The organism is Planotetraspora silvatica (assembly GCF_016863315.1).
GTDB classification, from domain to species: domain Bacteria; phylum Actinomycetota; class Actinomycetes; order Streptosporangiales; family Streptosporangiaceae; genus Planotetraspora; species Planotetraspora silvatica.
Genome location: NZ_BOOQ01000028.1, coordinates 1 through 21,334, shown reverse-complemented (window position 1 = coordinate 21,334; position 21,334 = coordinate 1). Strand labels below are relative to the sequence as shown.

The following is a 21,334-nucleotide window of genomic DNA, read 5'->3' as shown; positions in this document are numbered from 1 at the left end:
CCGCTCCAGTCGCCCGTTCCGGTACAAACTCCCTAGGCATCGGTGCCGTAACTGTCTGGCAGCCGGGCATAGAGAAGGGGCTAGGCTCGGGGATATAACGGCGGAACGACAGCCTGAAACAGGCGGGGTGCGCATGACGGTTCGGCGGGTGATGGGCATCGAGACCGAGTACGGCATCGCCGTACCCGGCCAGCCAGGGGCCAACGCGATGGTGACCTCCTCGCAGGTCGTCAACGCGTACCTGGCGGCGTCGGCCGCTCGGGCCCGGCGCGCTCGATGGGACTTCGAGGAGGAGAACCCGCTCCGTGACGCCCGTGGGTTCGACCTGGCCCGTGAGGTGGCCGACCAGAGCCAGCTGACCGATGAGGACCTCGGCCTGGCCAACGTCATCCTCACCAACGGCGCGCGGCTCTACGTCGACCATGCCCACCCGGAGTACTCCACGCCGGAGTGCACCAACCCCCGGGCCGCGGTCATCTGGGACAAGGCGGGGGAGCGGGTCATGCACGACGCCGCCGTCCGCGCCTCGGGCATGCCGGGCAACGCCCCCATCCAGCTGTACAAGAACAACACCGACGCCAAGGGCGCCTCCTACGGCTGCCACGAGAACTACCTCATGCGCCGGGCCACCCCGTTCGCTGACATCGTCCGCCATCTCACGCCGTTCTTCGTGTCCCGCCAGGTCGTCTGCGGCGCGGGCAAGGTCGGGATCGGGCAGGATTCGCGTGGCGAGGGTTTCCAGATCAGCCAGCGGGCCGACTTCTTCGAAGTGGAGGTCGGCCTCGAGACCACGCTCAAGCGGCCGATCATCAACACGCGTGACGAACCGCACGCTGACCCCGAGAAGTACCGCCGCCTCCACGTCATCATCGGCGATGCCAACATGTCGGAGATCTCGACATATTTGAAGCTGGGGACCACGGCGCTCGTCCTGGCCATGATCGAGGACGGCTTCCTCACCAACGACCTGTCGGCGGAGTCGCCGGTCGCGGCGCTGCGGGCCGTGTCCCACGACCCGACCTGCAAATACGAGATCGCGCTGCGCAACGGCCGCAAGATGACGGCCGTCCAACTCCAGATGGAGTATCTCGAGCAGGCCCGCAAGTACGTCGAGGACCGCTACGGCTCCGGCGTCGACGAGATGACCAAGGACGTGCTGAACCGCTGGGAGTCGGTGCTGACCCGGCTCGCCGAGGACCCGATGCAGCTGTCCAGGGAGCTCGACTGGGTCGCCAAGCTGGAGCTTCTCGAGGGCTACCGCACCCGCGACAACCTGCCCTGGAGCCACCCGCGGCTCCAGCTCGTCGATCTGCAGTACTCCGACATCCGGCCCGAGCGCGGCCTCTACAACCGGCTCGTGGCCCGGGGCCGCATCCAGCGCCTGGTGACCGAGGACGAGGTCGAGCGGGCCATCGAGATGCCGCCGAACGACACCCGCGCCTATTTCCGCGGCCGTTGCCTGCGCCAGTACAGCGAGTCGGTGGCCGCCGCGTCGTGGGACTCGGTGATCTTCGACATCCCCGGCAGGGAGTCGCTGCAACGGGTGCCCACCTTGGAGCCCCTCCGTGGCACCAAGGCGCACGTGGGCGACCTCCTCGACCGGTGCAGGACCGCCGCCGACCTGGTGGCGGCTCTGACCGGCGAGAGCTGAGCCCTCGGCGGCCGGGACTCCCTGACGCGATGACCACCCGCCTGTTGTTGATCTGTCACGCCTTCACCCCGGCGATGGCCGCCGCGTCGTTCCCCGAGGACGAGCCGGTGGAGGGGCGCGGCCTTCGTGACGAAGAGGCCGGTGCCGCCCGAGAAGCCGGAGCCGAGCGAGAGGCCGGTGCCGAGCGAGAGGCCGGTGCCGCCCGCATGGACGGGCTCGCGCTGCGGGGACCCGAGCTTCGGTGCGGCCAGACGGCCGAGGCGCTGGGCCTCGCCCCCGAGCCGGTCCCGCAGTTGCGAGACTGCGATTTCGGCGCATGGCGTGGCCGCACGCTGGCCGACGTCCAGGCGGCGGACCCCGAAGGCGTGAGCCGCTGGCTCGCCGACCCGTCGGCGGCGCCCCACGGCGGGGAATCCGTCGCCGACGTGATCGATCGGGTGGCAGGCTGGCTCACAGGCCTGCCTCCGGGCCGCGTGGTAGCCGTCACGCACCCGTCCGTGATCCGCGCCGTGATCGTCCACGCGCTCGGGACTCCGCCGGGAGCGTTCTGGCGGATCGACGTGGAGCCGCTGAGCCGGTCCGAGCTGACCGGCAGGAGCGGACGGTGGAACCTGCGGCTCGGAGCCGGTGCCTGACGGCCCGAGCGGGCCGATCACGGCGCGGAGCACCTGACCCCGGCCCGTGGGGCCGTACGTCGTACACTTCGGGCGGCGGCGTGGAAGGAACGCGGTGGGAATCCGCGACTGTCCCGCAACCGTGACCGGGGAGCTCACCCAGGCCCGGGACGGGCGCCGACCCCCGGGAGCCGGGAGACTTCCCGCCGCGGCAGCCCTACCCGATCGGGGCGAGGACCCCGGGAATGGATCATCCGTGCGCTCGAGCCTGCCACCGAGTCCGCCGTCGCCCACGTCACCGACCGGGCCGTCGGCCGGGAGCCGGCGATGAGCGGCGTTCCCCGGCTCGTGATCGCGGCACCCGGTTCGGGAACGGGGAAGACCACGGTCGCCACCGGCCTGATGGCCGCCCTGGCCGCGCGGGGCCTGCGCGTGTCCCCGCACAAGGTGGGCCCCGACTACATCGACCCCGGCTATCACTCCCTCGCGACCGGGCGGCCGGGCCGGAACCTCGATCCGTGGCTGACCAGCGAGGACCTCGTCGGCCCCCTGTTCCGGCATGGTTCGGCCGGGTCGGACGTCGCCGTGATCGAAGGGGTCATGGGCCTGTTCGACGGCGTCGCCACGAGCCCCGGAGAGCCCGCCGCGGGACGGCACGGCCACTTCGCCTCGACGGCCCATGTCGCCCGGTTGCTGGACGCCCCCGTCGTCCTGGTCGTGGACGCCGCGGGTCAGGGCCAGTCGGTGGCCGCGCTCGTTCACGGGTTCGCGTCGTACGACACCCGGATCCGGTTCGGCGGGGTCATCCTCAACAGGCTCTCCTCCGATCGCCACGAGGAGATCTGCCGCGGTGCCCTCGAAGACGCCGGAGTCCCCGTGTTCGGCGCGATCAGGAAGGCTGCGGAGATCGAGACCCCCTCCCGTCACCTGGGCCTGATCCCCGTGGCGGAGCGGCGGGCCGAGGCCGTCAGGACCGCCGGGCTGCTCGCCGACCTGGTGGCCGGGTCCTGCGACCTCGACGGGCTCGTACGGCTCGCGCGCTCGGCTCCCGCCTCAGCGGGGACCTCGTGGTCGCCGGCCGAGGCCGTACGAGAGGGCGACGTGGTGGCGGAGGGCGGCGGGATCAGGATCGCGGTGGCGGGAGGGGCGGCGTTCACGTTCGGCTACGCCGAGCACGTGGAGCTTCTTGAGGCGGCCGGTGGCGAGGTCGTCACCTTCGACCCTCTGCACGACGAGGCGCTGCCTGAGGGCACGCGGGGCATCGTCGTGCCCGGCGGCTTCCCCGAGGTGTACGCGAGCGCGCTGTCGGCGAACGTGCCGCTGCGCGAGCAGGTGGCCGGATTCACCGGGCCGATCGCCGCCGAGTGCGCCGGGCTTCTCTACCTGGGCCGTGAGCTCGACGGGCTCCCGATGTGCGGCGTGCTCGACACGACGGCGCGGATGACCGCCCGGCTCACGCTCGGGTACCGCGACGCGGTCGCCGTCCGCGACACGGTGCTGACCAGGGAGGGCGAACGGTTCCGCGGGCACGAGTTCCATCGGACGGTCTGCGATCCGCCGGAAAGGCCCGCGTTCCGGTGGCGGGGCGGGGCCGACGGACATGCCAGTGGCGGGGTCCTGGCGTCCTATCTGCACCTGCACTGGGCGGGCAGTCCCCGGCTCGCGGCCCGCTTCGTCGCCGCGGCGGCGGGCCACCCGGCGGACAAATGAATCTACTTTGTAAAGGAGGGCGGCAGGGGCGACTCGGTCCTGCGCCCGGGCAACGTGGCCGCGATGCCCTCCTTCTTCAGGAGCTCCACGAGGAGGGCCGTGGCCGCCTCGGCCGTCAGCCGCCTCTCCGGGTCCACCCGGAGCAGGCCCTCGAGGACCGGGCGCAGCGGTCCCGCCTTGCGGGGCGGGTCCGGCTCCCCGCGATCGTCGGCGGTCAGGACCGAGCCTCCGGGCCGGTCCGCGGACGCGTCCTCGGGAGCGCTCCCGGCGTCGCCGTATGCGCCTGAGGCCGCCGTGACGGCCTCAGGCTCGCCTGTCCGGCCGGAGCGGACCTCGTCGGCCGGGTAGGGAGGCCTGCCCTCCACGCCGTAGTACAGCGTCGCCGCGAACGACCACAGATCGGACGCCTGGTCCGGCCGGCGGCCGAGCAGCCGCTCAGGCGCGGCGTACGGCGACGGGGGCGGCGCCGGCATGTTCTCCGGCGTGGCGAACCCGAAGCCCGTCAGCACCACGCGTTCCTCGGTCAGCAGGACCCTGGACGGCCTGATGCCGTCGTGCAGGACCTCGGCCGCGTGGGCGTACCGGATCCCGGCCAGGAGCTGGAAGCCGACCCAGGCGGCCCAGTGGACCGGGAGCCTGCCCAGATGCCGCACGGTCTCCGTCAGCGTGAGGCCGCGCAGGAGTTCGGTCACCATCCAGAGCCGGCCCTGGTCCTCCAGAAGGTCGTGCACGGTGACGATCGCCGGATGGTCCAGCCGGGCCGCCGAGCGCGCCTCACCGAGCGCGTGGAGCCGCGCGGAGGGGAGATCGGATCCGTCGAGATGGGCGGGCGGGCGTACTTCCCTGACCACCACGTCACGCTTGAGCCGTGAATCGTGAGCCCGCCACATGACGCCGCCGTCCTCCCGGTGGAAGGGCGACACAAGTCTGTACCGATCCCCGAGCAGGTCTCCTGCCCGATCTGTTCCCATCAGTTCCCCGTCCGCGCTCCAGCCGCCCCCGTGGGCCCGAGATCTCTGCACATTGTGGTCCGGACGGCTGCCGCCGGATGCCGGACGGCAGTGTGGCGGGCATAACGATCCGATCTACAGCAGGCCGGTGCCGAGATCATTGTGCCTGCTCTCGGGCTTACTCCAGCCAGCACCCTCGGGTAAACGAGCTTGTCCGGACCGGGTGGCCGGGGCCGGTCCGGCCGGAGAATCGGATAGCTCTGCTATCCGGTCAGGGGGTTGCGCTCGGGGTACGCAGAGGGTTGTCTGGCGGGACGTCCCCGGGCCGGGGAGAAAGATCGTGGGGGCTTCCGCGCGAATTGTCGTCCGGTTCGGGGAAAATATAGGGAGAGGGACATCCCCGAGTAGCGGAGGTAGCACCCATGGCGACCAAGGACACCGGCGGTCAGAAGCAGACCGGCCGCCAGGAGAACGACGTCGAAGAGGTCGAGGCGCAGGCGGCCCCGGACGTCCAGGAGCGTCAGGAGAAGCTCACCGACGACGTCGACGCGATCCTCGACGAGATCGACGAGGTTCTCGAGGAGAACGCGGAGGAGTTCGTCCGGAGCTACGTCCAGAAGGGCGGGCAGTAGAAGCGGGTCCCACGATGGGCGCCCGCCGGACCATCGAGCGGGAGCCCGGCTACAACCACGACATCTGAACGGTCGCTATCTCGAAGGGACGGAGCGGGAGCCGTACCGATCCTTCTGTGACATCCAGCGGGGCGGCGGGGGAACCGAGCGCGTCGGCGAGACGCGCGCCGGTGAACCCCCCGTGGATCACAGCCGCGGTGGCCACCGGATGCTCGGCCACCAGGCGGATCTCCAGCCATCCGTCCCTCTCCCGCAACGCCGCCATCATCACCCCGTCGCCGCTGATCATGAGTCCCCGCCGCGTGGACGCGGCCACTGAGGGCCCGGAGCCGGGGACGGCGAGCAGTTCGTGCCGGAACTCCTCCGCGAGACGCGGCAACTCCGCTTCGTGCCAGGTCCCCGCATACGGGAGGACGGCGAAGCGCGTCGAGAACGGCCCCGGACACTGGGCGGCGGGAGTCGCCACCTGCGGCCCGGCGGGCTCGTCCCGGTGGGAATTGCGATTGGCGGACAGCAGGCCCACCGACCTGACCAGCGTGAGCGCCAGTTCGCTCGCGACCTGGGGGACCTCCGCCCCGACGAGCTCGTATTCGCTGACGTGGTCGAGCAACACCGCGAGCCCGCCCGCGGCGACGAACGACTCCGCGGGGAAGGTGGGCACGGGCTCCTCTCCGCCGCCTCCCTCGGCCGTCAGGCCACGCCGGACCACGGCGAGCTGCCCCTCGGCGAACGACTCGGCCGCCCCGGACGGCAGCGGGGCGTGCCACCTGATCCGGTGGTCCCGGCAGACGACGTCCATGGACACCTCACACCGCACGTACGGCTCGCCCGCCCGCAACTCGACCCTGGTCCGGACGTCGGTGGTCACCTGGGAGGCCGCGTGCTCGTCCGCCGGCCACTCGTAGACCCGGACGACGTCGAGCACCGAGACGAGCGGCCCGGTGTGCACCTCCTCGACCGACACGTGAGCGGGGACGTCGCTCACGTGGTCCCGTGGCGGTGGGGCGTGGTTGTAGGTGTCGCCCACGTCACCGCCGTGGGCGACGCGCCCGACCCCGTGGACCTCGACTCCCTCCGCGCTCCGCAGGGACAGCGTGCCGTCGGCGGCGACCCGGACGCGCAGCAGCCCGTTGTCCAGCGTGGCCCCGTCCGCCTCCTCCTCGAGGATCGCTCCGGTGGGAAGGCCCGCCCGGGGGCCGCCGGAGACCGGAGCGCGCGCGGTCAGCACCGAACGGCCGAGAGGCGGCACGGTGACATGGGCGGCGACGGTGACGACCGGTTCCGCCAGGGTCCTGACGATCCAGGGCCCCGGCCCCGCGCCGAGGATCGCCTGGCGGAGGTCCTCGTAGGCGTACGCGCCCGAGGCGTGGCGGCTGACCGTCACGGTGAACACGCCGCCCTCGTCCTCGCGAGGCCGCTCCACGGCCCAGGAGACGATCTCGTGGCCGAACAGCTCCCGCTCGTGCACGCGGCCGAGCAACCGTCCGAGGTCGTCCATGACGGTCTCGTCCAGGAGCGTGGGGGCGTGCTCCAGGCGCTGGACGGGCACGGCCCGGCCGTCCGGGCCCACGAGAGTGGCGCTGCGCTCGGGGAGGTCGGCGAGCACGAGGCCGGACCGCTCGAACGGGGAGGGGTTGACGACCACGATCGCGTCCTTGCCCGCCGACGCGGCGAGGGACGATCCGACCAGGTCGACGACGGCCTGGCCGATCTGCCCGGCCTCGGCGATCCTGGCGGCCACCTGCTGCGCCGTCTCGTCGGCGCCGCAGCCGGTCACCGAGTCGTGCCCGCTGCACGCGATGACCCGCCGCCAGGCGAGATCGAGCAGGCGCGCGGAGGCCGAGCGGTCGGTGAGCCACAGGGCGGACAGCGGCTCGGCGTATCGCGTGATGACCCGCTCGGCCCGGGCCATGGCCTGCTTCAGCCCCACGCGAGCGGAGATCACGCCGGGCAGGATGTTGGCCCGCGCGTGCGACCTCAGCTCGCCGGCGACCCGCGGAAGGCCGCCGTCCCCGTCGGCGGCGCCCTTGGCGGCGCTTGCGGCCGTGTCCATGAACTCGCCGAGGGTCGCGACGCGCAGCCCTGCGGCGGTGATCTCACGGGACGGGGCCGAGTGGTCGGCCCCGTACATCGCGAGCAGCAGGGCGTCCGAGCGCCAGCCGTCCATCGCGGAGGCGAAGGCGGCGACGCGGTCGGGCAGGCCGTCGGGCGGGCCGCTGAGGAGCGCGACGGCGTTGCCGTACCCTCCGGGCAGGTATCTGGTCGTCACCGAGGTGCCGTCGGCGCCCGTCCAGACGAACGTGTCCCGGTCGACGTGCGCCGGGACCCCGCGCCACAGGCAGGCGTGGCGCAGTCCCGCGGACGCCAGGATCTGCGGCATCTGGGCGCAGTGCCCGAACTGGTCGGGAAGGTAGCCGACGCGCATCGCCCCGCCGAGGACGGCCGAGCCGCGCATGCCGTACTCGAGGTTGCGGATCAGGGTCTCGCCGGAGCAGAGGAACTCGTCGGCGAGGATCAGCCACGGGCCGACGGCGAACCGGCCCTCGGTGACGAAGCGGACGATGTCGTCACGCCGGGAGGGCCGGATCTCCAGGTAGTCCTCCACGGCGGCGAGCTGGCCGTCCATGGTGAACCGGTAGGCGGGGTCGTCGTCCATCGCGGACAGGACGTCGTCGAGCATCCCGACCAGGCCCATCCGGAACCGCTGGAACGGGAGGTACCACTCGCGGTCCCAGTGGGTGTGGGGGACGACGACGATCTCTGGACGATCATCCGAGGGGGTCGGTAACAGGTTCACGCGTGCGCTCGCTCTCGACGCATTCGCCGCTGACGGGGATGCCGGCCCATTCGGCGTAGCGGCGGATGATCCGCTGGGCGGTGACGATGTCCTCCACGGCGCCCTCGAGCCCGGTCAGAGGGCGTTCCTCCTGGGTGACGAACCGATGGAAGGCGACGAGTTGCCGTTCGAACGCCTCCGCCACGTCACGGTAGACCGTCCGCCGCTCGGTCGTGCCGACCCGCGACAGGCAGGTGAGGGTGGTCGGGGCGTTCAGGAGGTAGGGGGAGGGGAACTCCAGCTCCAGCGAGCCGTGCTCGTGGTGCACCAGCACGGTCTCGTGGTACGCGGGATAACTGGGCAGATGGTGCCAGCGGATGCCGTACCTGCCGGAACCGCTGCCGCGCAGCGTCCCGCTCACCTCGACGGACGGCGGGAAGGCGTCGACGGGCCACACCGACACGTGGTCCACCGTGTCGGGCGGGCCGGTGAACATCCGCATGAGGGACAGGTCGTGGCAGATGCTGCCCAGCACGACCCGGGCGTACAGGCGCCGCAGCCGCTCCGACGACGCCCCGACCGCGGCGGTGAGCGCCCGCTCGTCGGCCTCCGCGTACGGTGCCAGCCGGTCGGGCGAGGGCCTGGTCACGCGTGCCCTGGCGAACAGCAGTTGCGACTCGTCCGACGGGTGCAGCACGGTGACGTCGAAATGGCGGATCGCGGCCGGTCCGCCCACCTCGTGCAGCGCGTCCAGCATGCGTTGCGACGCCGGGTCGTACTGCTTCATGTAGGCCACCATGAGCCGGGCGTCCCCGGGGATGCCCTTCAGCTCGGCCAGGCTGTAGGCCAGCGGCTTCTCGGAGAGCACCCAGTAGCCGCGGTCGAGGGCCGCCTTCACGAGCGGCCCGTGGGACCCGCCGGTCAAGACGATCAGCGCGTCGAATCCGCCCCTGTCCATCATGGCGATCGGGTCGTCGAACGCCGTGGCGCCGATGTCGCGCCCCACGTTCTCCGCGTGCTCGCGGTCGAGATCGCAGACGGCGGAGACTCGGAAGATGTCGCGACGCCGCGCCAGCAGCGGCAGGTAGACGACCTGACCGGCCACGCCCAGGCCCACGACGGCCACCTTCACCACGTCCACGCCCGTCACCGTCCCCCCACCGTCACGCGGGCTTCCCCGGCTGCCACGTGACCTTCCCACGATGCCGGTGTGATCACGCCTGCCTTCCCGCAAAGGCCGTGCCAGGTGCGGCGGGGGTCAGGTGCACAGGGCCATCACCTCGTTCACCGGCGTCTCGAGCCGATGGACGCCCGGCCGGGCCGGCACCAGCACGCGATCCCCGCGGATGACCCGCCGCATCTCCGGACCCCACAACACGAGCCCGTCCCCGCCGGCCACGAGGAACTCCTCCCCGTGCCGGAGCAGCAGCGGCCCGTCGGGCGACGCCGACACCGCGGTGCGGCCGTCGGCCACCGCCCGCACGACCTTGTCCGCGCCGTCGCACGCCGAGTCGGCGAGCACCCACGTCGTGGGAGCCCCCGGCGGGTGCCCGTCCTCCGGCCGGTGGAAGTCCCCGCCTCCCACGACGACGAGGTCGTCCGTCCAGGCCTGCCCCCAGGCGAGCGGCGCGCCCCATGTCCGGTCCCACCAGCTCCAGTGCCACAGCTCGGCCGTCCTCGGCCGGTTGCCGAACGGGTGCCGCCAGGCGCAGTCGGCCGCCAGGGGATGGTTGACCGACAACACTCCGCCCCGGTCCTCCACGGCACGGGCCCACTCGTCGGGCGGGCGCCGGAAGTCGACCCAGCCGATGTCGCCCAGCGCGTTGGCGTGGCCGAGATCGGTGGTGACCTCCTGCCCGGGAACGAGCAGGATGCCGGCGAGCGCCGACCCGGAGGCCAGGTCGGCGTGGTGGCTGACCGTGTTGTGGTCGGTGACGGCGAGGAAGTCGAGGCCGCGGTCGGCCGCGAAGCACCCAAGTTCGTAGACGCTGAGCGAGCCGTCCGAGTGATGCGTGTGGGCGTGGAGGTCCCCGGCCAGCCAGTGGAACCCGTCGAGCGAGGGCAGGCCCCGGCGCGTGGCGGCGGGCTGCCGGTGCGGGTCACGGGGTGCTCGCTTGCACCGGCTCGGATGGTCGCGCGGAGCGGCCGGCGGCCGCGGGTGGGCGATCACCGTGATCTCGTACGGCATGCCCTCGAGGGGGATGCGATGAAGGCCGATCAGCACCCGCCAGACGCCGGGCTCGACGTCGCCGGGAAGGTAGCCGGGGGTCGCCCACAGGGGGCCGATCGTGTACTCGGTGCGGGCCCCGCCCGACCAGCCGCGGAAGCCGTCCGGGCCCGAGCAGCCGAGGTCGAGCACCCCCGCCGAGCTGTCATGGCCGAGCCGTACCGTGAGGGCGGCGGTGCCGGCGGGGATCTCGAACGCCACCTCCTTGACCGGGCCGGAGATCCGGTCGTCGAGCGTCCACGTCCCCCGGATCGTCTCTCCGGGCGCTCCCGTGATCCAGGCCATCCTCAGGCCCCCGTGAGGAGTCGGTCGTCGCGGTAGAGGAGGGCGCGGCCGGGACGGGGGGCGGCCCAGGCGGACGCGCCGACGGCGGGCTCGTCTCCCTCCGGTACGACGACCTGGATCAGCAGGTCCCCCGACTCGAGCGTGACGAGGTGGGCGGTGCCGAGATTCTCCACGACGGCTACCTTCCCCGAGAAGGCGTCCCGCCTCCCGACCGGTGCGGATTGTGATAGATCCGCATATTCCGGCCGTAGGCCGTACACGAGAGGACCGTCCGGGATGTCGCGAGGGAGGGGGAGCACGGCGCCGGCGACGTGCAACTCGCCCCCTTCGGCCGAGGCGGGCAGCAGGTTCATGGGGGTGGAGCCGATGAAACCGGCCACGAAGGGGTCGGCGGGCCGGTGGAAGACCTCGGACGGCGTGCCGACCTGCGTGATCCGCCCGGCGTTCATGACGGCGATCCGATCGGCGAGCGCGAGCGCCTCTCCCTGGTCGTGCGTCACGAAGACGGTGGTCACCGCGAGCTCACGCTGGAGGCGCTTGAGGAACGTCCGCGCCTCCAGGCGCAGGCGGGCGTCGAGGTTCGACAGCGGCTCGTCGAACAGGAACACCTGGGGGCGGCTGGCGATGGCCCTGGCCAGGGCGACCCGCTGCTGCTGGCCGCCGGACAACTGTGCGGGCCTGCGCGCCAGCAGTTCGGAGAGGCTGAGACGGGAGGCGGTCTCGGCCGCCTTGGCCTCCCGCCTCGCCCGGGAGACCTTCTTGATCCGCAGGGGATAGGCGATGTTGGTCGTGACGTCCATGTGGGGGAACAGCGCGTAGTCCTGGAAGACCATCGCGACGTCGCGCCGTCCGGGGGGCAACCCGGTCACGTCGGTCCCCCCGATCCCGACATTTCCTGATGTCGGGGTTTCCAGGCCGGCGATGGTCCGCAACAACGTCGTCTTCCCGCACCCCGAGGGGCCGAGCAGGGCGAAGAACTCGCCGTCGCGGATCTCGAGATCGAGGGAGTCGATCGCCCGGACACCTCCGGGGAACTCCTTGGTCAGACCGCTGAGCGAGATCACCTCTTGATCCCTCCGTGGAAGCGGAAGCCGTACCTGCGGCTGACGAACACGTACATCACGACCACCGGAAGCGAGTAGAGCAGCGAGAACGTCGAGATCAGGTCGAGACGCGGCGCCCCGCCCTCGGTGTAGAGCGTGTAGAGGATCACCGCGCCGGGTGACTTGTCGGGATCGCGGAGCAGGATGAACGGCTGCAGGAAGCTGCCCCACACGTTGGCGACCGCCCACACCGCGATCGTGGCCAGGCCGGGCCGCACCAGCGGGATCACGATGTGCCGCAGGATCTGCAGCGGCGACGCCCCGAACACCCGGGCCGACTCCTCGTACGACGTGGGCGTGCCGTCCATGAAGTCCTTGAGAATGAAGATCGCGGCCGGGAGCAGGCCGCCCGACAGGGTGAGGATCACCCCCAGGTGGGTGTCGATCAGGTTCAGCCGCGTGGCCAGCTCGAACAGCGGCACCATCGCCGCGGTCCCCGTCACCACGGAGGACAGGAGCAGCAACACGTACAACAGCGCGTCCCTGCCGGGCACCCGCACCCGGGAGAGCGCGTACGCCGCCAGGGCCGCCAGGACCACCACGAGCGCCGCGCTGCCGGCCGCCTGCAGGAGCGAGTTGCGCAGCGAGCTCATGACATACGGGTTGTCGAGCAGCGACCGGAAGTTGCCGAACGTGAACTCCGGCAGCGACGTCGTGATCGACGGGTGCGCGTCGAATGGCGCGGAGGCGAGCCAGAGCAGCGGCAGGGAGAAGAACCCCAGCACGACCGCGAAGAACGTGGCCCGTCCGATCGTTGCGAGCGCGTGGCGTGTCATGGTCATGCCTCCGGCACGACGGCTCGGGGCTCCTTTGCGGCGATGCCTTCCCTCGTCGCGCCTCGGTCGCTTCGCTCCCGCGCTCTCCTCAGTCCAGGCACCGCCGCGCCCCTCGCGGGTCATGGGACGACCACCTTCCTGCGGCCGCGCAGCAGGCGCAGGTAGATGAAGGCGAAGACGAGGTTGATCAGCAGGACGAGGAACGAGATCGCCGCGCCGAAGCCCAGTTGGCCGCCGCTGAGCGCGACGTTGTAGATGTACACGGGGAGGATCTCCGAACGGCCCTCGGGCCCGCCCGCCGTGAGCTGGAACGAGGTGAAGTCGTTGAAGGTCCACAGGCTGATCAGCAGCAGGTTGGTCAGCACGTGGCCCTTGATCCTCGGGAAGACGACGTCTCTGAGCTGCTGGAAGGTCGACGCGCCCGCGAGCCTGGCCGTCTCCAGATGGGACGGCGGCACGTTCTCCAGCGCCGCGCCGTACAACATCATCGAGAAGGCCGTGCCCCGCCAGATGTTGAACACGATGATCGACGACATGGGGTAGTCGAGCAGCCAGGCGAACCCCGGCGTGTGCAGCAGCGCGTTCAGCGTGCCCTCGTCGCGGTCCAGCAGCGCGATCCAGAGGAACGCGACCACCGACGACGGCAGGATCCAGGCCAGCAGCACGAGGCCCTCGGTGACGCGCTTGACCGGCCCGGGCCGGTTGCGCAACATCCACGCGATCGCGAACCCGAGCGCGGCCTGGCCCACCACCGCCGAGCCGAGCACATACTGCACGGTCAGCCACAGCGAGTTGCGGAACCGGTCGTCCCCCAGCGCCGTGGTGTAGTTGTCGAGTCCGACGACCTGCGGATTCGCCGCGGCGAGGCCGGTCAGCCGGTAGTCGGTCAGGCCGAGATAGATGGTCCAGAGCGCCGGGAAGATCAGGAAGATCCCGATCAGCACCAGGCCTGGGAGCACGAACCCGACGGCTCGTGCGCGTCCCAGGCCCGATGGGTCAGCTTGTGACATTGGCGGCGCCGCCGACCAGGGATTCCACCTTCTGCTGGTAAGCGGCGGCCGCCTCGTCGACCGTCTTGCCCGACACGACGGCGGCGGTGGCCTCCTGCAGCGCGACCGACACCTCCGGATACACGGCCAGCGGCGGACGGTAGGCCGTGATCGGCAGCACCTCGTCCGACACGAACTTCAGCATCGGATCGACCCCGAGCACCTCGTCGTTCACGTCCGTGCGCGAGGTGATCCTGGCCGCGCCCGCGAGCTGCGACGTGGTGGCCTTGGCCGAGTGCATGAACGACAGCAGCTCCCAGGCCAGCTTCGGGTTCTTCGAGTTCGGGTTCAGGACCCGTACGGCGCCGCCCGACATGCTGACGAAGTCCTGCCCGCGGATGCCCGAGCCGGGGCGCTCGGAGGGGATGAGGGCGTACCCGACGGCGGCGTCCCTGTTCTGCATCGGGGCGACGCCGGCCTTGGGCTCGACGACCGCCCGCCAGAAGTAGTCGCCCTCCGCCAGGATGCCGATCTTGCCCTCGGCGAACTGAGCGAACGACTTGTCCCTGCCCTGCGCCTCCTGCTGCAGCTTCGGATCCCCGAGCCCGGTCGTGTAGATCTGGTGGTAGAAGCCCAGCACATCCTTCAGCGCCTGGGAGCCGCCCGTCCACTTGCCGTCGGCCCAGATCTGCGCTCCCGCGCCGGCGAGGAGCGGCAGCGCGCCCTGCATGGTCGTCGCCTCACCCATCGCGGTGCCCGCGTTGAGCTGGATCGGCACCGGCACCCCGGCGGCCTTCAGGGCGTTGCCGGCGTCGAGGATCTCCTGCCAGCTCTTGGGCTGCCAGTCGGCCGGCAGGCCGGCCTTCTTGAACAGGTCCTTGTTGAAGTACAGGACGCGGCCGTCGGTGCCCTGGGGCAGGCCGTACTTCTTGTCCTCGAAGATCCCCAGGCCCTGTACGGCCTTCGGGATCTGGCTCCAGCCCTCCCAGGAGTCGACCTCGGGGCCGGCGACCTCGGACAGCGGCTTGATGTAGCCGGCCTGGGCGAACTCGCCCACCCAGATGCCGTCGACGTCGATCACGTCGGCCCCGGCGTGCGACTTGAGGTCGAGGGCGATCTTCGTCTTGTACTGCTCGTCGTCGACCCCGCTCGGCTGGAACAGGACGTGGACCTGGCGGCCCTTCGCCTTCTGCTCCTTCTCGAACTCGGGGATGACCCACCGGGTCGTCCAGTCGGCCGTCTCGGCGTTCTTTCCGCCGGAGATCGCGTTCGACGTGATGATGAGGGTGACACTGCCGTCCGAGGATTCGCTTCCCGTTCCGCAGGCCGCGAGGACCAGTACGGCTCCCGCCACCGCCGCGAGTACAGGTCTCATGAAGACCTCCGCGTCAAAGTCATGACGTACAGACAAAATCGACAGTCGCACGGGACAACTAACGAGTAAAGAAACGGTTTGGTGAAGCAGTGAAGAGCGAGGGCGGCGCCCGCGGGGGTCCACCGCGGCCGCGGCCGGAACGACGATCAAGAAACGAGGTTCGCGCTGAGCTGATCGGGAAGAGTGCAACCAGTGCGGTGACATGAGTAGGGTCGGGCGTAACAACGCACGCTTGGAGGGAGTCGCGTGGCATCTCAGCAGGCCGGGATGAACAACCTCTTCACATACACGGGGTCCTCGTCTTTCACCGAGTTTCTCGGCGCGTACGCGCCGGATCTGCTGCCGTCCCGGGCACAGGCGCCGGCCGTGCCGGTCGGTGAGCAGATCCCCCACGCGACCACGATCGTCGCGGCGACCTGTGCCGGGGGAGTGGTGATGGCCGGCGACCGCCGCGCCACCTCGGGCAACATCATCTCCCAGCGGGACATCGAGAAGGTCTTCCGCACCGACGACTACTCCTGCATGGGCATCGCGGGCACCGCGAGCACGGGCATCGAGATGGCCCGGCTCTACCGCGTGGAGCTCGAGCACTACGAGAAGACGGAAGGCCGTTCGCTTTCCACCGAGGGCAAGGCTAACCGGCTGGCGACGATGATCCGCGGCAACCTCGCCATGGCGATGCAGGGCCTCGTGGTCGTGCCGCTGTTCGCGGCGTACGACCCGGCCGTCGACGGCGGGCGGATCTTCGGCTACGACGTGGGCGGCGGGCCGTACGAGCAGCGGAACTACCATTCGATCGGCTCGGGCTCGATCTTCGCGCGCGGTTCGCTGAAGAAGCTGTACCGCGAGAACGCCTCAGCCGAGGACACCGTCATGGCGTGCCTCAACGCGTTGTACGACGCGGCCGACGACGACTCCGCCACCGGCGGGCCCGACGTGACGCGGAAGATCTGGCCGATGATCGCCGTGATCACCGCGGACGGCTTCCGCCGGCTGCCCGACGACGAGGTCGCGGAGCTCGTCCAGGCCGTGCTCGCCGTACGGATGGAAGCCCCCGACGGACCGATCGCCCCGCTGCGCTAACTCGTAGAGAGGAACACCCCCGGTGTCCATGCCCTTTGGATATGCCTCACCCGAGCAGATCATGCGGGACAGGGCGGAGTATGCGCGAAAGGGCATCGCGCGAGGCCGCAGCGTGGTCGTCATGCAGTATGCCGACGGCATCCTGTTCGTGGCGCCCAACCCGTCCAAGGCTCTCCACAAGATCAGTGAAATCTACGACCGGATCGGCTTCGCCGCGGTCGGGCGGTACAACGAGTTCGAGTCGCTCCGCCTGGCCGGCATCCGCTACGCGGACATCAACGGCTACACCTTCAACCGCAACGACGTCACCGGCCGCGGTCTCGCCAACCTGTACGCCCAGCAGCTCGGCATGATCTTCACCGAGTCGATCAAGTCCCTGGAGGTGGAGATCGTCGTCGCGGAGGTCGGCGAATCCCAGGCCGATGACCAGATCTACCGGCTGACCTTCGACGGGTCGGTGTTCGACGAGCAGGGCATGGCCGTCATCGGCGGGCAGGCCGAGGCCGTCGCGGGCCGCCTCAAGGAGCGCTACAGGGACAACCTGCCGCTGCCGGAGGCGCTCGAGGCCGCCCTGGTCGCCCTGACCGAGCCGGGAGGCGAGCGCCCTCCCACCACCCAGCTCGAGGTGGCGGTCCTCGACCGCGGCCGCGAGCACCGCAAGTTCCTGCGCCTCGCCGGTCCCCGCCTCGAGAAACTGCTCGAGACGGCCAAGTCCGAGACACCACCGGATAAGCCTGCCGCCGAAGACGTCTCGCTGCCGGAGCCTCCGACCGCTCCGGACGGAGACATCGACACCGGCTCGGCCGAGTAACCACCAAGGTCAGGCTCGGCGATTACCAGGTGATCCCTATCCGGTTGTCACATTCGGGGAATAGGGTTAAGTGATGGATCGACGCATCTTCGGGCTGGAGAACGAGTACGGCGTCACCTGCACGTTCAGGGGGCAGCGCAGGCTGTCACCGGACGAGGTGGCGCGGTACCTGTTCCGGCGAGTGGTGTCCTGGGGCCGATCGAGCAACGTATTTCTCCGTAACGGCGCCCGTCTGTATCTGGATGTGGGCAGTCATCCCGAGTACGCCACCCCTGAATGCGACAACGTCGTGGAGCTGGTGACCCACGACAAGGCGGGGGAGCGCATCCTCGAAGGTCTCCTCGTCGACGCCGAGAAGCGTCTACGCGAGGAGGGCATCGCAGGAGACATCTACCTGTTCAAGAACAACACCGACTCCGCCGGCAACTCCTACGGCTGCCACGAGAACTATCTCGTGGGCCGGCACGGGGAGTTCGGCCGGCTGGCCGACGTCCTCATCCCCTACCTCGTCACCCGCCAGATCATCTGCGGGGCCGGCAAGGTGCTGCAGACGCCGCGCGGTGCGGTCTACTGCGTGTCCCAGCGGGCCGAGCACATCTGGGAGGGCGTCTCTTCGGCCACCACCCGTTCACGTCCGATCATCAACACGCGCGACGAGCCGCACGCCGACGCCGAGCGGTTCCGCCGCCTCCACGTCATCGTCGGCGACTCGAACATGAGCGAGACGACCATGCTGCTCAAGGTCGGCGCCACCGACCTCGTACTCCGCATGATCGAGGCCGGCGTCGTGATGCGGGACCTGTCGCTGGAGAACCCGATAAGGGCGATCCGTGAGGTGTCGCATGACATGACCGGCCGCCGGAGGGTCCGGCTCGCCAACGGGCGGGAGGCCTCGTCCCTGGAGATCCAGCAGGAGTACCTCACCAAGGCGCGGGACTTCGTCGACCGGCGCGGCGGCGACGAGATCAGCAAGCGGGTCCTGGAGCTCTGGGAGCGGACGCTCCGCGCCGTCGACACCGGCGATCTCGACCTCGTGTCGCGGGAGATCGACTGGGTCACCAAGTACCAGATGATCGAACGTTACCGGCAGAAGTACGACCTTCCGCTCTCATCGCCGCGAGTCGCCCAGCTCGATCTCGCCTATCACGACGTCCACCGCAAGCGCGGCCTGTTCTACCTGCTGCAGAAGCGGGGAGCCGTCGAGCGGGTGGCGAGCGACGTCAAGATCTTCGAGGCGAAGTCGGTTCCGCCGCAGACCACGAGGGCCAGACTGCGCGGCGAGTTCATCCGCAAGGCCCAGGAGAAGCGGCGCGACTTCACCGTCGACTGGGTCCACCTCAAGCTGAACGACCAGGCCCAGCGGACCGTGCTCTGTAAGGATCCGTTCCGCAGCGTCGATGAAAGGGTTGACAAGCTCATCGCCGGAATGTGATCTCCTTACGTCGTTCCGACAGCGGGTTCGGGTAGGGTTACCCGAACCTAGCTGTCTGTCTGAGGGATTTCACATGCGCCGCCGTACGGCAATAGTCGCCGCCGCCTTGCCTTTGTTGCTCGCCGCGGCCTGCGGGACCGCGCAGAAGACCGCGTCCCCCAGCACGGGCGCGGGAACCGCCGCCGCCGCGGGCCTGAAGGTGGTGGGAGAGGCCGGCAAGAAGCCGACGGTGACGTTCCCGGCGGGCCAGCCTCCGCTCACGTCGTCGTCCCTGAAGGTTTCGGACGGCTCGGGCACGGCGGCCAAGGACGGCGACGTCCTCACGGCCAAGGTGACCGTCTACAACTGGGACGGCAAGGAGAACAAGTCGTCGGGCTCCGACTACGACCAGGGTCATTCCGAGTTCGTCACGGTCAGCCCTCAGCTTCCGAAGTCTCTGCACGAGGCTCTCGTCGGCGCCAGGCCGGGAGGCAGGGTCCTGGCCGTCGTCGCCAAGGACAGCCTGAGCCCCGACCAGATCACGCAGGCCAAGGACCAGGGCACCGACTTCACCACGACCTCGCAGGTGCTGGTGGTCGACGTCGAGTCCGCCGCGCCGAAGGCCGCCCAGGGCGCCGTGGTGGACCCCGCCGTCGACGGGGTCAAGCTCGAGAACCCGGGTGGTGACAAGGCGCCCACGCTGACCACCAAGACCGACGCCAAGGCGCCGAAGGACCTCGTGGTCAAGACCGTGATCAAGGGCTCCGGGCCGCAGGTCAAGGCCGACCAGATGATCCTCGCCCACTACACGGGCAAGATCTGGGGCACCGACAAGGAGTTCGACTCCAGCTGGCAGCGCGGGGAGCCGGCCACGTTCGCTCTCAACCAGGTCGTGAAGGGCTGGGCGCAGGGGCTCACCGGGGTACCGGTCGGCAGCCGCGTCCTGATCTCCATCCCGCCGGACCTCGGGTACGGCAAGGAGGGCAACGCCCAGGGCGGCATCAAGGGCACCGACACCCTGGTCTTCGTGGTGGACGTCCTCGGCGCCGTCTGACGCCTCCGTAGAACTCAGAAAAAGGATCTTCCCCGTCGAGGGGGAAGATCCTTTTTCTTCGGCCGGGTTCAGCTGTTGATGCTGTAGCTGTCCCCGTAGACCTTCCACTTCAGCGGCGGGTTGAGGTCGAGGTTGCCCGCCTTGAGGAAGACCCGCTGCGCGGTGTCGACCCGGCTCGTGTCGCTGTGGGCCTCCTCGGTCTTCATCGCGGCCTTGCGGGCGTCCAGGAAGGCGTTGAGGTAGGTGACCTCGTCGCCGCCCTGTGCGGGGGTCTTGGCCTTCTTCATGGCGGTCTTGCGGATGCCGCCGAAGCTGACGCTGTCCTCGCCGGGCCCGTGCATGACCATCGCGTCGTAGTAGATGAACTGGCCGAGCGCGCGCAGGCCGTCCGACTTGGCCTGCTTCACCGCCGGATTGAAGTAGACGCGGTCGCGCTCGTCGTTCTGCGCCTGCTGGAAGGCCGTGTCGGCCGCGGCCTTGCGCCAGTCCTTGATGAAGTTCGGGTCCAGGCCCTTGTGCGAGTCCGTGCCGTTCACCTTGCGCAGCGCGGGCAGGTACGGCGCGAGCACGTTGCCGGGCTTGCGTCGGGTGTAGAGCTCGACGAGCTCCAGCATGTCGCCGGTGCCGGAACAGAATCCGATGATGCCCGCCGTGTAGCCCCGGCCGTCGTCGATGTCCTCGATGTACTTGTACTGGGCCTTCCAATCGAGAGAGGAGTTCTCCGCGCTGGAGACGAGCTCCATCGCGATCTCCTTCTTCTTCGGATCGCTGAGGTCGACGGCCGCGGCTTTGGCTTTGGGCTTGGCTTTGGGCTTGGCCGTGGTGCCGGGCTTGCCGGACGTGCTCGCTCCGCTCGGCGTACCGGCCTGGCCGGTGCTCGAGGGCTTGGCGGGCTGGGTGGGCTCGGCCACGTTCCCCCCGCCGTCGGACGCGGGGAGGGCCGCGTCGGGCGAGTCCGTCACGGAGTCGAGTGCGGCCACCTTGGCGGGGTCCACCTTGGCCGGAGTGGCGTCTGCCGCGGCGCATCCGGCTGCTGACTGCACCGGGAGTACGGCGACGCTTACGGCGAGCAGGAGAGCGCCTCGCCGGGGGGTACGCCTGCTCTTCGGCAGGTCTGTCACTGTGTCTCTCCGTTTCTCCGCCGATCTCATCGGCGTCCAACGGCGATGTGGAGGAGCACGTTGCGACGTTGGGGGGGCGCACGATCGAGAGGGGGTGGCGGCTGCTGGGGAGGAACCCTTGCAGATTAGTTAGGAAGGTTTCCTAATGAGACCAGGTGTCGCATGGCGCTGTCAACGCCCAGTTTTACCCGGGTAATGACTGGTATCTCCGGCCGTTTGACTTACGACATGCGTGAGGGCTGTGACGTCCGCCGATCTCCGTGTGATGTCGACAGCCTGCCGCCTCGCGGTCTCCGTCTATATGCGGAGCTATTTATTCTCGACACTGGTATATCGGGAATCTGGGTATTTGGCGCAGCATCTAGGTACTTACTTCCTGTAGCCCGTCTTTCTACGCTGCAACTGCTGTTCGGTGCCTTTATCCCGCTATTCATCGATGGGTTGCGAAGTTCGGAGTGGGGGTGCCGAAAGGTGGCGGGCGTGGCTCCGGCCGGACCTCGCGGGCGCTGGCCGGCGGGACATTTTCGCAGGTCGGCGAAATGCCGACACTAGATCAACCTCGCTTGGTCGCGATGGGGGTGCTGTGTGACGGGGTGAGCTGGCCGGGTCGGATAATTGCGATGAAAAGCCCGCATGTGAACGAAAGTGTTAAATATATCAATAGGGTGATCTTGGTTTGAACGAGTTCCCTGATTACTCATCGGTATTGGTTGTCGTCCCTCCATTCTCGTGAAATGATTCGTGCAGGTGTTCGAATCTGTTGTTC

General features: G+C 69.7%; 17 protein-coding genes and 1 riboswitch. Of the genes, 8 read left to right on the top strand and 9 right to left on the bottom strand.

Annotation, left to right across the window (positions count from 1 at the left end; translation table 11 throughout):
- The first annotated feature begins 133 nt into the window (after nt 1–133).
- The 3 genes from dop to Psi02_RS21615 all read left to right on the top strand — a co-directional run bounded on the left by dop (nt 134) and on the right by Psi02_RS21615 (nt 3,975).
- Nucleotides 134–1,651 carry a depupylase/deamidase Dop gene (dop, locus tag Psi02_RS21625; protein WP_203976895.1) on the top strand — a complete coding sequence of 506 codons (1,518 nt, stop codon included), beginning with the start codon at nt 134–136 and terminating at the stop codon, nt 1,649–1,651.
- Nucleotides 1,652–1,680: 29 nt separating this feature from the next.
- Nucleotides 1,681–2,286: a histidine phosphatase family protein gene (locus tag Psi02_RS21620; RefSeq protein WP_203976892.1), complete on the top strand. Its 606-nt coding sequence runs from the start codon at nt 1,681–1,683 to the stop codon at nt 2,284–2,286.
- Between the two features lie 84 nt (nt 2,287–2,370).
- Nucleotides 2,371–2,467, top strand: a riboswitch (cobalamin riboswitch).
- Nucleotides 2,468–2,592: 125 nt separating this feature from the next.
- The gene (locus Psi02_RS21615) at nt 2,593–3,975 is read left to right on the top strand and encodes a cobyrinic acid a,c-diamide synthase CobB (RefSeq protein ID WP_203976890.1); all 1,383 of its coding nucleotides are present in this window, start codon (nt 2,593–2,595) and stop codon (nt 3,973–3,975) included.
- Nucleotides 3,976–3,977: 2 nt separating this feature from the next.
- Here the strand turns inward: Psi02_RS21615 and Psi02_RS21610 are convergent, their stop codons facing one another.
- Nucleotides 3,978–4,865 carry a serine/threonine-protein kinase gene (locus tag Psi02_RS21610; RefSeq protein ID WP_203976888.1) on the bottom strand — a complete coding sequence of 296 codons (888 nt, stop codon included), beginning with the start codon at nt 4,863–4,865 and terminating at the stop codon, nt 3,978–3,980.
- 482 nt (nt 4,866–5,347) lie between these two features.
- Here Psi02_RS21610 and Psi02_RS21605 point away from each other — a divergent pair, with 482 nt between their 5' ends.
- Nucleotides 5,348–5,557, top strand: a complete 210-nt coding sequence (locus tag Psi02_RS21605) for a ubiquitin-like protein Pup (protein WP_203956091.1) — start codon at nt 5,348–5,350, stop codon at nt 5,555–5,557.
- A 49-nt stretch (nt 5,558–5,606) separates the two neighbouring features.
- On the opposite strand, the gene Psi02_RS21600 is transcribed toward Psi02_RS21605, so the two are convergent.
- The 7 genes from Psi02_RS21600 to Psi02_RS21570 all read right to left on the bottom strand — a co-directional run bounded on the left by Psi02_RS21600 (nt 5,607) and on the right by Psi02_RS21570 (nt 15,088).
- Nucleotides 5,607–8,354 (bottom strand): glycoside hydrolase family 38 N-terminal domain-containing protein, encoded by a 2,748-nt coding sequence (locus Psi02_RS21600; protein ID WP_239095055.1) that lies wholly within the window; start codon nt 8,352–8,354, stop codon nt 5,607–5,609.
- On the bottom strand, nt 8,326–9,483 hold the full coding sequence (locus Psi02_RS21595; RefSeq protein ID WP_239095054.1) for a Gfo/Idh/MocA family protein: 1,158 nt from the start codon (nt 9,481–9,483) through the stop codon (nt 8,326–8,328). Before Psi02_RS21595 ends, Psi02_RS21600 begins: the two co-directional genes overlap by 29 nt.
- 108 nt (nt 9,484–9,591) lie before the next feature.
- Nucleotides 9,592–10,845 (bottom strand): CehA/McbA family metallohydrolase, encoded by a 1,254-nt coding sequence (locus Psi02_RS21590; protein WP_203976886.1) that lies wholly within the window; start codon nt 10,843–10,845, stop codon nt 9,592–9,594.
- Between the two features lie 2 nt (nt 10,846–10,847).
- Nucleotides 10,848–11,909, bottom strand: coding sequence for an ABC transporter ATP-binding protein (locus Psi02_RS21585; RefSeq protein WP_203976883.1), 1,062 nt, complete (start codon nt 11,907–11,909; stop codon nt 10,848–10,850).
- Nucleotides 11,906–12,730 (bottom strand): carbohydrate ABC transporter permease, encoded by an 825-nt coding sequence (locus Psi02_RS21580; RefSeq protein ID WP_239095053.1) that lies wholly within the window; start codon nt 12,728–12,730, stop codon nt 11,906–11,908. Before Psi02_RS21580 ends, Psi02_RS21585 begins: the two co-directional genes overlap by 4 nt.
- A gap of 113 nt (nt 12,731–12,843) precedes the next feature.
- Nucleotides 12,844–13,734: a carbohydrate ABC transporter permease gene (locus Psi02_RS21575; RefSeq protein ID WP_203976881.1), complete on the bottom strand. Its 891-nt coding sequence runs from the start codon at nt 13,732–13,734 to the stop codon at nt 12,844–12,846.
- Nucleotides 13,721–15,088: an extracellular solute-binding protein gene (locus tag Psi02_RS21570; protein WP_203976879.1), complete on the bottom strand. Its 1,368-nt coding sequence runs from the start codon at nt 15,086–15,088 to the stop codon at nt 13,721–13,723. The genes Psi02_RS21575 and Psi02_RS21570 overlap by 14 nt, the downstream gene beginning before the upstream one ends.
- 267 nt (nt 15,089–15,355) lie before the next feature.
- On the opposite strand from Psi02_RS21570, the gene prcB reads away from it, so the two are divergent.
- The 4 genes from prcB (at nt 15,356) to Psi02_RS21550 (ending at nt 19,447) form a co-directional block, all read left to right on the top strand.
- On the top strand, nt 15,356–16,171 hold the full coding sequence (gene prcB, locus Psi02_RS21565; RefSeq protein WP_203977151.1) for a proteasome subunit beta: 816 nt from the start codon (nt 15,356–15,358) through the stop codon (nt 16,169–16,171).
- A gap of 28 nt (nt 16,172–16,199) precedes the next feature.
- Nucleotides 16,200–16,982 (top strand): proteasome subunit alpha, encoded by a 783-nt coding sequence (gene prcA, locus Psi02_RS21560; RefSeq protein WP_203976869.1) that lies wholly within the window; start codon nt 16,200–16,202, stop codon nt 16,980–16,982.
- 73 nt (nt 16,983–17,055) lie between these two features.
- Complete coding sequence (gene pafA / locus Psi02_RS21555) at nt 17,056–18,414, top strand: Pup--protein ligase (RefSeq protein ID WP_203956097.1); 1,359 nt, start codon at nt 17,056–17,058, stop codon at nt 18,412–18,414.
- A gap of 73 nt (nt 18,415–18,487) precedes the next feature.
- Nucleotides 18,488–19,447, top strand: a complete 960-nt coding sequence (locus Psi02_RS21550) for an FKBP-type peptidyl-prolyl cis-trans isomerase (RefSeq protein ID WP_203976867.1) — start codon at nt 18,488–18,490, stop codon at nt 19,445–19,447.
- A gap of 68 nt (nt 19,448–19,515) precedes the next feature.
- Here Psi02_RS21550 and Psi02_RS21545 read toward each other — a convergent pair whose 3' ends face one another.
- A complete protein-coding gene (locus Psi02_RS21545) occupies nt 19,516–20,568 on the bottom strand; it encodes a chitosanase (protein WP_275415224.1) in 1,053 nt (350 codons plus the stop codon).
- Nucleotides 20,569–21,334: the final 766 nt, after the last annotated feature.